General features: G+C 66.6%; 9 protein-coding genes. 7 read left to right on the top strand and 2 right to left on the bottom strand.

Annotated features, from left to right (window positions below):
- From ABZ646_RS31220 to ABZ646_RS31205, 4 genes are all read left to right on the top strand, one after another.
- Positions 1-255: winged helix-turn-helix domain-containing protein (locus tag ABZ646_RS31220; RefSeq protein ID WP_360526157.1), on the top strand; the 255-nt coding region annotated here is incomplete at its 5' end.
- Positions 252-842, top strand: coding sequence for an IS630 family transposase (locus ABZ646_RS31215; protein WP_360526154.1), 591 nt, complete (start codon positions 252-254; stop codon positions 840-842). The genes ABZ646_RS31220 and ABZ646_RS31215, both read left to right, overlap by 4 nt.
- 44 nt (positions 843-886) lie before the next feature.
- On the top strand, positions 887-1,150 hold the full coding sequence (locus ABZ646_RS31210) for a hypothetical protein (protein ID WP_360526151.1): 264 nt from the start codon (positions 887-889) through the stop codon (positions 1,148-1,150).
- A 104-nt stretch (positions 1,151-1,254) separates the two neighbouring features.
- Positions 1,255-1,410, top strand: a complete 156-nt coding sequence (locus ABZ646_RS31205; RefSeq protein WP_360526148.1) for a DUF3761 domain-containing protein — start codon at positions 1,255-1,257, stop codon at positions 1,408-1,410.
- A gap of 479 nt (positions 1,411-1,889) precedes the next feature.
- On the opposite strand, the gene ABZ646_RS31200 is transcribed toward ABZ646_RS31205, so the two are convergent.
- Together ABZ646_RS31200 and ABZ646_RS31195 are read right to left on the bottom strand one after the other, a co-directional pair.
- Complete coding sequence (locus tag ABZ646_RS31200; protein WP_360526145.1) at positions 1,890-3,539, bottom strand: S1 family peptidase; 1,650 nt, start codon at positions 3,537-3,539, stop codon at positions 1,890-1,892.
- 262 nt (positions 3,540-3,801) lie between these two features.
- Entirely contained in the window at positions 3,802-4,320 is a 519-nt protein-coding gene (locus ABZ646_RS31195) for a hypothetical protein (RefSeq protein ID WP_360526142.1), read from the bottom strand.
- A 473-nt stretch (positions 4,321-4,793) separates the two neighbouring features.
- On the opposite strand from ABZ646_RS31195, the gene ABZ646_RS31190 reads away from it, so the two are divergent.
- From ABZ646_RS31190 to ABZ646_RS31180, 3 genes are all read left to right on the top strand, one after another.
- Complete coding sequence (locus tag ABZ646_RS31190) at positions 4,794-8,564, top strand: polymorphic toxin-type HINT domain-containing protein (protein WP_360526160.1); 3,771 nt, start codon at positions 4,794-4,796, stop codon at positions 8,562-8,564.
- Positions 8,561-9,076 carry a hypothetical protein gene (locus ABZ646_RS31185; RefSeq protein ID WP_360526139.1) on the top strand — a complete coding sequence of 172 codons (516 nt, stop codon included), beginning with the start codon at positions 8,561-8,563 and terminating at the stop codon, positions 9,074-9,076. Before ABZ646_RS31190 ends, ABZ646_RS31185 begins: the two co-directional genes overlap by 4 nt.
- Before the next feature lie 369 nt (positions 9,077-9,445).
- The gene (locus ABZ646_RS31180; RefSeq protein ID WP_360526136.1) at positions 9,446-9,958 is read left to right on the top strand and encodes a hypothetical protein; all 513 of its coding nucleotides are present in this window, start codon (positions 9,446-9,448) and stop codon (positions 9,956-9,958) included.
- Positions 9,959-10,083: the final 125 nt, after the last annotated feature.

Raw genomic sequence — 10,083 nt, 5'->3', positions numbered from 1 at the left:
ACCGTCCGGGCCGCGTTGGCGCGAGGAGCTCAGGCTCATGGTTTCGAGGCCGACCTGTGGACCCTGGAGCGAGTCGGCGCCGTCGTGGAGCAGATGACGGGGGTGGCGTTGTCGCGGGCGTCGGTGTGGCGACTGCTGACCGGCCGGCTCGGATGGAGTCTGCAGCGGCCCGAGCGGCGGGCGGTCGAGCGGGACGAGTCCGAGATCGCCCGCTGGATCGCGCACGAGTGGCCGCGCATCAAAAAGGGGCCGTGAACACACGTGCCTGGATCGTGTTCCTCGACGAATCAGGTGTCTCCCTGCTGCCTCAGATCCGCCGCACCTACGCGCCCCGCGGCCGGACCCCACTGCTGCGGCACCGCCTGAACTGGAAGCGGGCGTCGATGGCCGGGGCCCTGGGCTACCACTCCACCGATCCCGAACGCGGGGCCCGTCTGTGCTTCCACCTCAAGCCCGGCAGCTACGACACCACCGCCCTGATCGAAGTCCTCGAGCAGATGAAGGCGTTCTACCGCGGCGAGCAAGTGGTGCTGGTCTGGGACGGCCTGTCGGCCCATTGGAGCCGGGCGATGCGCGCCTGGGCCGCCGAGCAGGACTGGCTCACTCTGGAGCGATTACCCGCCTACGCTCCCGAGCTGAACCCGGTGGAACTGCTGTGGTCCTCACTCAAGAAGCGTGAACTCGCCAACCTCGCCGGCGACCACCTCGCCGATGTCGCCGACGCCACCGAACAAGGCATCCACCGCGTCAACACCAACCCACAACTGCCCTGGTCATTCCTCGCCCACACCGGCCTGACCATCCACCCACCACACCCACCGAACTTACGAAAAGATCAGTAGTCGCGGCTGGTGAATCCCTGGTGGCTCCTGTGTACGCGGTGGCGATGACCACCCACCAGCTGAGCATCACCCCCGATGAGTTGCGAGGCCGCGTGACAAGCGCGGTCTCGACGCTCACCACGGGTGCTCTGTCGATCGGCACCCTGGCAGGCGGTGCGTTGATCGGCACGCTGGGGGCCAAGCCGCTGGTCTGGCTCTGCGGAGCGTGGCTGCTCGCCATCGCCGTGCTGACTACGGCGAACCGGGCCGTGCGGCAGGCACCTTCTCGCGGACGGAGAGCGCCAGCGCAGTCCAGAAGGCGGACCTGACCAGCTAGCGCTCCGGCTTACGGCCACCGCTGATCATCCCCAGTGCCTGAGCACTGATGCGTCAGCGGTGGCCGTAGGCCACGCGACTTCGGCGACGAGGCACGGTGGGCAGCTCAACTCAATCTGAAACGATCAGTAAGGCCAACAGCCCGCATCCGCGCGGGGCGACGGTCAAATGCAAGGACAACACCTACTCCTACAGCGCCCACGCCCGCGGCACCTGCTCACACCACCGCGGCGTGAAGTGCTGGTACCGGTAGGCGGGGCATGCTCGTCGGCCTCGAAGGCGAGGGGTACAGGGCGCAGCCTTGAGGCGGCCGAAACGGTCCAAAGCGCGCTGACCGAGCATCCGGAGAGACAGGCACAGGGGCGGTCCGCGAGGGCAGGCCGCCCCTGCCGGGTCACGACAGCAGTCTGATCGCCTGCCAGCCGGTCGTGCCCACTGCTGTGGCCGGCCCTATCGGCCCGGTTTGGCGACCGGGGGTGACCAGGACAGCCCTTCGACGGCCCCGGAGCTCCAGGGCAGCATGAGGCCGGCGGTGACGGCGTCGAGGTCCTGGCGGAGGACGCCTAATGACGGTCTGGTGCTTGCGGGGTGTACACCGTGAACGGGGGACGTTTCACCACTGAGTCAACGCCAGATCCCGGAGTGCAACTGCTTCGAGGGCAGCGCGCCCCGGTGCACGGTGCCGCCCAAGCAATGATGGCGGGCCTGGGCGGCGTTGGTCGCATGGGGCTATCAGCCGGCACTGCCGGTGAGAGCGACGCTCTGGGGGGTGCCGGGGTAGCCGACGACCTGCTCGGTGGCGTCCCACTTGCCGTTGGCGTGGCGCAGGGTGTGCTTGATCTTCCCGTCGGGGGTGACAACGGCGGTCTGGAATTCTCCGGACACCGCGGCTGCGCCGACGCTGATCATAGTGTCCGCGCCGAGCTTGCTGTTGAGGCTGCCGAAGGCGCTCCAGCTGCCGTCTGCTGCGCGGATGCCGTGCTTTATGCCGCCGGTGCTGTTGGTGAGGACGACCTGGAGGTCGCCTCCGATGCCGGCGAAGGCCATGCCGTTGACCGGACCGATGTTGGTGGTGGCCTGGTTGATGTGGCCCCACTTGGACCAGGTGCCGTCGGAGTGGCGGATGGCGTGGTAGGCCTTGGTGCCCGAGACGACACCGATCTGGGTGTCGCCGCCGGTGGTCTGTCCGGTGGTGACCTGGGTGATGTCGTCAAGTGCGCCGAGGAGGTTGGTGACGTCGCCCCACTTGGACCATTTCTCGTCCGCGTCCTGGGTGGCGTGGTAGACCTTGCCGCCCGCAAGTCCGATCAGGGCCAGGCCCGGCCCGGTGGAGGTGACGGCGATCTTGGTGAACGCGGGCTTGGTGCTGAGTTCGCCGGTCAGGTCGCGGAAGGCTTCCCAGCCGCCGGTGGGGCGCCGGTTGGCCTCGTAGACGTGGCCGTCGCCGCCGACGGCGAAGATGTAGTTCTTCCCCTTGATTGCCGCATCGGCCGCGTATGCGATGTCGGTGATGGTTCCGGCGACCTTCTGCACATCGCCGAAGCTCGTCCAGTCGCCGTTGCTGTTCCGCATGCCGTGGTAGAGGCCGGTGCTGGTCTTGGCGAGCATCTGGGTGTTCCAGATGCTCAGCGTCGAGGCGGTGTTCTCCGTGATCCAGGACCGGATGTCGTCCACGCGACTGGCGGCGGCACCCGTGCGGGTCTCGTCCGAGCCCAGGCAACCGCCCTGCCAGGAGTTGGTGGCGATCGCGGCCAGTTCGGGGCGGCCGTCTTTTTCCCGGAAGACGGGTGCGCCGGTGTCGCCCTTGCAGACGGGTGTCCCGTCGATGTTCACGGCGGTGGCCTCAACTGCCCCTGTGGTGAAGGCGGCAGAGTGCAGGGTGTCGGGGACCCAGGTGTCCTTGGTCCGTCCGTAGCCAGCACCCTTGAGTGCCTCGCCCACGACCGGCGCGCTGGTGGCGGGATGCAGGAACGACAGGCCGTAGACCGGGGCGGAGAGTTTGGCCAGGGCCAGGTCACGGTCGGTGCGGGGAATCAGCTGGGTGATGTCGCGGACCTCGCCGGTACTGGTGGTGAGGTCTGTGCGCCCGATCGTGGCGGTCGACTTGAGCTTCGGCGTACCTGCCGGAAGAGAGGTGGCCAGGGCGGGGTCGTCAGCGAAGCAGCTCGCGGCAGTGATCATCCACTGGTTGTTGATGAGAGTGCCCGAACAGGCCCGTGCACCGTTGTCGATGTCGATCTTCGCGGTGAAGCTGGAGGCCCCGGTCGCGGCAGCGTCACCGCCCAGGGCCTGCGCGGTGGTCCCGTTGAGGGTTCCGGCGGCCGAGACCGCTGCAGTAAGCAGTACTGCAGCCCACGCGGCGCGAAAACGCTTGCCAGACATATCTGTTCCTCAGGAGTCTTGGGTGGTCGGCGAACTGACGTTCACGTCAGGTGGGCTGATGTGGTAGGGCATCAGCTGGTACGCCTCGTCTGTATTCCGGATGCCGTGACGCGGTGCGATCGGGCCGGTTGTCCACGCGGTGTGTGGACGTCTGCCGGGTACGTCGCTGTGTTCCTCAAGGAGTGTTGCAGGACGCGGAGCTGCATCCCGAGGGGCCCGGGGAGCTGGGAGGCAGTTGCCGCATGGCCGCCGTCTCGGGTGGTCAGCCGGTGACTCGGATCTCGACCAGGGCTGAGCGCAGACCGGTGTCACCGGCTTCGCCGACCGGTGTGAGGTCGTCCGCCGGGGCGTTGACGACGGTGTCCTTGCCCTCCGCGGTCAGTGTGGCCCTCACCGGGTGGGCCTGCGTCCAGATATTGAAGGTGTCGGGCAACTCAAGAGTCAGATAGCCGGACTTGGCGTTGGTCTTGAAGCAGAAGACGCCGGTGCGTGTCTCGATCGCGATGTTCGAGTCGTCTGCACAGTCGTTGAGGGCAGTCACATCGGTGAGCCAGATGTGCCCGTCACCGCGTTTGAGGGTGACCCCGCGTTCCTGCTGCACCTTGGCGGCGCCGGGGTAGGCGAAGTCCTCGACTGCGACCGGCATACCCTCGGCGGTCGCGGTGGCCTGTGCTGCTGCGGGCGCGGTCTGCGGGAGGGCCAACGCGGTGGCGCCGAGGCCCAGTACGAGAGCGGCCGTCAGACCGCCCAGAAGGGACTTCCGGGCAGGGGACGTCGGCATGGGTTCCTCACAGGTGGATGACATGTAGATCAAATGCGACCGCAAGGTAATCACACTGCTGGCTTTAAGTAAAGTTCGTGTAATATCCACACCTGCACGCCTCGCGGCACCCGCCACGCGTGCGGTCGATATCACCCGATGTCTTATCAACTCCTGCGGGTGCACCAAGACTTCACCGTCGCGCGCACTTCACAACGATTCACGCGAAACGGACAATTATCGCAAAAGTGTCCTTCTTTGGGTGATTCGCGGTCGGCGGTGATTGATCACTGAAGGATCGTCAAGTGGGAAAACCCCTGCCTCCAAGGCGAATAGGGCGAATGCATAAATTGCGGCGAAAGGTTCCGTTGAGGGCTCTCGGCCCCCGTGCCGGGTGTGCCGCCGCGCTGTCCGCCACGCTGACGGCAACGCTCCTGGGCACGGCCCCGGCCACCGCAGTGGACGAAGTCCAACCAGGTGTGTACCGCGGCTTGGTGGTGGGCTATTGGCTTGATGGAGGCACCGGCATCAAGGAGGCGGCCGAGAAAGCGCTCCTGGGCTCGGACGACGGCATCCGCCAGTTCCTCACGGACGCGCCCGCCATCCAGCAGATCGACGACCGGGTCGATGCCTCCCGCGTCGTGAACGCCGGTGGCCCGGCGGTACGAGAGGCTGCGAAGAGGGCGCTGGCGGGAACCCCCGCTGACATCGAGGCCTTCTTGGACAGCGGCTGGAAGGCTCCGCAGGAGCAGGATCAGCGGGTGGAGGCCAGCCGGGTCGTGAACTTCGGCGGCCCCGGTGTGCAGGACGCGGGCAAGAAGGCGCTGCTGGGCACAGCCGTGGACGTCAAGCAGTTCCTGGAAGTCGGTCAGTTCAAGGCGCGCGAGACCGACGACCGGGTCGAGGTCAGCAAGCTGTACAACTCCGGCGGCCCCAATGTGAAGGCGGCAGCCAAGCTCGCGCTGCGGGGCGCGCCCGACGACATCGTCGAGTTCCTGGAAGTCGGCCAGTTCGTCGCGCGTAACCGTGACCAGGAATACGCCACGGTCGCGCAGTTGACCGAGCAGGCGGAGAAGGCCGGCAAGCAGGCCGAGGAAGCAACGGGGAAGGCCGAGGAGGCCTCCGCCAAGGCGATCGCGGCCGCGGCCCTCGCGCTGGAGGCGGCACAGAAGGCGGCCAAGGAGACCGAGGCGGCGAAGAACGACGCGAATCGCGCGTCGGTGAAGGCCATGCAGGCAGCGGATGCGGCCCGCGCGGCGGCCGAGGCCTCGCAGCAGGCAATCGGTGCGGCGAACGCGGCCAACGCCTCCGCGCGTCGGGCCTCGTTGGCCGCCGCGCAGACCGCGAACGCAGCTGCAGCGGCGGCCGAGGCGGCCGGCCGGGCCTCGAACGCGGCGTATGCCGCGAGCAAGGACAAGGACAAGGCCCAGGCGGCCCGGGACCGGGCCGCCGAGGCCCGTAAGGCGGGCGAGCTGGCGAAGAAGTCGGCCCGCGCCGCCGAGCAGGCCGGCAAGGCGTCGCTGGCCGCTGCGGACGCGGCAGCCGCCTCGCGCAGCGCCACCGGGAATGCCAACAAGGCTGCAGCCGCGGCCGATCAGGCGGCCGACTACGCGGCGGCAGCCGGAGGTTCCTCGGCCGAGGCGCGTGCTGCTGCCGCAGAAACCCGCCGCCACGCCGCCGAGGCCGACCGTGCCGCCAGTGCCGCCGAGGCGCTGGCCCGTAAGTCGGCCACCGCTGCCAGCGAAGCGCGGGATGCCGCCAATTCGGCCGCCACGCACGCCTCGAATGCCGCGGACGCCGCCGACGACGCGGCCGCACATGCCGGAGAGGCGACCGATCAGGCGGCGCAGGCCGCCAAGCAGGCTACTGCCGCCAAGGTTGCGGCGGACACCGCCACTGCGGCGGCCGCGACCGCACAGAAGACCTTCGATATCGCCCGGGAAACAGAGGCCGAGGACCTCAAGACACGCACCAGTGCCGGCGTCGAGTCCGCGATGACGCGCAGGGCCACGGCCGACACGTTCACCGTGGAGGTCTCCAAGACGGTGGTGGAGGGCCAGTCGATCGTCGACGACACCGCGGCCCTGGCCGCGGACGCCGGCAAGCCTGACGCCGATGAGGCAGCGATTGCCGTCCGGGGGCGGTCTGTAGCGCTGCGGGCGTTGAAGTACTTCGGGTCCTGGCGCAAGGACGCGGCCGCCCAGGCTCTGTCCGGCACCGACGCCGACGTCATCGCGTATCTGAAGACGGGCTGGGACAAGGCTGTCGCGGACGAAACACGCCAGCAGGTCTCCGACCTCGCCTCGGACAGCCCCTACGCGGCGGTGCGTACTGCGGCGACCGAGGCACTCACCGGCAGCGCCCAGCAGATTCTCGACTTCTACACGAGCGGTCAGCACCAAGTCGCCAACGCCGACTACCGTGTCGCGGTCTCCAAGCTCTTCAACGACGGCGGCCCGGGCGTCAAGGAGGCAGCCAAGAAGGCACTGGAGGATGGCAGCACCCAGGCGCTGCTCGGCTTCCTCAACAACGGCCAGTACGCGGCCCGCCAGACCGACGAAAGGGTGACGGCGAGCAAGCTGTACAACGACGGCGGTCCCGAGGTGAAGTCCGCCGGCAAGATCGCTCTGGCCGGGCCGGCGGACGAGGTCCACGCGTTCGTCGAGGCCGGGCAGTACATGGCCGACCGCAAGGACCAGCTCGCTGACAACCACATCGCCCAGGTCGAACGGCTGATCGCTGAGGGCCGGCAGATCGCGGCCGAGGCCCGCAGGAACAGTCACCTCGCCGCGCAGGCCGCTTTCGAGGCCAAGGGTGCTGCCGCAGACGCCGAGAAGGCGAAGAACGACGCGGCGCAGAGCGCCACGGAGGCCGCGGGCTACGCGGCCGATGCCGACAAGGCCGCCGACCGGGCCGAGACCAGCGCCACCAAGGCCAAGGCCTCGGCCACTACCGCCCGTGCCGCCGCCAGCCGCGCCGACCAGGAAGCCGCCGCCGCCGAGGAATCCGCTGCCCAGGCAGAGTTCTCCGCTGACTATGCGCGAACCTCGGCATACGAGGCGAAGGAGGCGAGCGACCGGGCACACACCGATGCGATCGCTGCGGGCAAGAGCGCGGCGGAGGCTGCCAAGGACGCTTCCGCCGCATGGCAGGACGTGGTGACCAAACGTGAGGCGGAGGAGGCCGAAGAGCGTCGCCTCGCTGCGGAACGGCGTAAGAAGGAGCGGGAGAGCAAGCCCAAGTGCTACATCCCGGTGAACCGGGACAGCCTCCCGCCGTGCGCTCTGGCCGGCCAGGAGCTTGTGTTCCCCACGATCGATCCGACGATGAAGGAAATCGCCTGGGAGATCCTGGGCCTCAACGACGCCAAGAAGTGCATCGAGAACCCGAACCTGGGGCAGTGCACCCTGACGGCGATGAGCTTCCTTCCCATCGGCAAGCTCAAGCTCCTCAAGAAGACCGCCGAGGGCGTCGAGGGCGCGATCGACAGCAGTCGGGCCGCACGCATGGCCCAGAAGTGCGCAGAGTGCTTCCTTGCCGGCACCAAGGTCCTCGTGGCCGACGGTTCGACGAAGACCATCGAGACCATCCAGGTCGGCGACGAGGTACTGGCCACGGATCCCGTCACAGGGCAGTCCGGACCACGCAAGGTCACCGACCTGATCGTCACCGAGGACGACAAGTACTTCACCGAACTTCTCCTCGCCACACCCCACGGCGAGGAGAAACTGACAGCCACCGCAGAACACCCCTTCTGGTCCGAGTCCGACACAGCGTGGGTGGACGCGGCGGACCTCAAGGTCGGCATGACGCTGCGCACGGACGACGGCGGCACCGTCGCCGTCCGGGCCACACGGTTCTTCTACCAGCATGCACGCACCTACAACTTCACCGTCGAGGGCCTGCATTCGTACTATGTGCTCGCCGGGAACATCCCCGTCCTGGTCCACAACAGCCGATGTCTCATCGCCGACGTCGTCGGCCCCAAGGGCGAGAAGCTCTGGCTGCCCAAGGGCCGCCGAGCCCTTGCGAAGGCCAACAACGGGAAGGGCTGGTTCTTCGACATCAAGGAATCCGAAGCTACGGCCAACGGATTGCACAAGAGCGTAAGATATGTGCGCGTGATGGATCCCGTCACCACCGGTAAATACCCGTATCCGAACGGGTATATTACCTACGCGAATGGGGACGGTCAGTTCATCAACCCTGTGACCGGAAATACCATCGATCGATTCGACCAGTATTGGCACATACCGATTCCATGACTCTCATCGAAGACATCTTCACGCGGCAAGACCGCTATGAGCCCGCGGGGCCCATCGACAGCGACCCGTTCAGAGATGATGACGCTCTGTTCGATGCGCAACTTCTTGATTGCAGAGTGTGCCCGACATCGAATCGCGCAGCGCTGCTCTTCGAGATGCGTACCGCAGAGCAGTTCCTGAGCGGAAATGGCGCCGTCCTCATCGTCCATGGCCTGCAGTCGTTTCACTGGGACGGGTCAGCGACACATCGTCCATTGATGGCTTTTTCCGTGCAGGAGTACAAGCCTTCACTGAACGCTGACTGTGGAGTTCGGCTGAATCTCGGGTTCTTCCCGGATGGCGATCTCTCTGTCGCAGGGGATCGCGCAGACTTCTACCTCCTGGAAGTCTCCGGCATCCCCCAAGCGCCACCGAACTACAGCCAGCGCAATCTCGGCCAGGTTCGAGACGGTCTGCCGTGGTGGGACTCCCCATGCACGGTGCTGCAATCGTCCACCACGAGCAGCACATGACCTAGCGGTCCGTCCGAAGTGGCCCGTCAAGCCTTTGCCGCGGCGGGCCGCTTTGCTGAGCCTCTTCGAGTCGTCCACCGAACAGATCACGGGCCACGGAGCGCAACAAGTGAGGCCCTCGGGCGGTTGGTCGAGATGTCTGACGTCTCAATCATGTTGCTCGGGGCCCTTGTCGGTCATCTCGCCTACGGCACGCGATCTGCCCCATTCACTCGTGGATCGGGTAGCCGTGCATCTGCGACTGCCTACGGACGCAAATCCGTAAGTATCTGTACGGATACGTGATCTCCAGGAACAGCGACGGCCACCCGATGAACCCGATCATAGGTGAGGTCGGCATCCTAAAATCGAACCCCTAATTCCCATCCCGTGACCCGTATCGAAGACCTCTTCACTGGCGCCGCTGACGGCGCATCGGCGGACCCCATCGACTGGGACCCGCTGCAAGAGTCCGACGCCCCGCAGGAAGTCGGCCTCCTCGACTGCAGAATGTGTCCCCTGACCGGCCGCGCAGGGCTGCTCCTGGACATGCGCACCGCCCTGCAATACCCCACAGGCAACGCCGCGCTCCTCGTCGTACGCGGCCTGCAGTCCTTTCAATGGAGCGAAGAGCCGCTGGAGCGCACGCTGATCGCCTTCACGATCATGTCGAGCACTCCCGCGATGTCCCGGCGCATATGGCAGATGCGCATTGGCCTCTTCCCTGACGGTCAACTCTCCGTCAGCGGCAAGGCAGCGGACTTCCATCTCCTTGAGGCCGCTGGAGTCCCGGAAGCTTTACCGCTCTATTCCGACCGCACTCTGAACGAGGTCCGCAAAGACCTTCCCTGGTGGGATTCCGAGTGCACCGTGCTGCAGTCGTCCACCACGAGCAGCACATGACATAGCGGTACCTCCGAAGTGGGCCCGCCCCGGGGGGCACATCAATTTGGTTATTAGGTAATGGGGGGAGTGCGCATAGGAAAAAGGTGGTGTTTGGTAAATGTGTGAAGTATAGGGTGTTTATG

This window comes from Streptomyces sp. NPDC007162, assembly GCF_040634175.1.
Lineage (GTDB): Bacteria > Actinomycetota > Actinomycetes > Streptomycetales > Streptomycetaceae > Streptomyces.
Note: the sequence above shows the minus strand (reverse complement) of the source record. Positions and strands in the feature narration are given on the sequence as shown.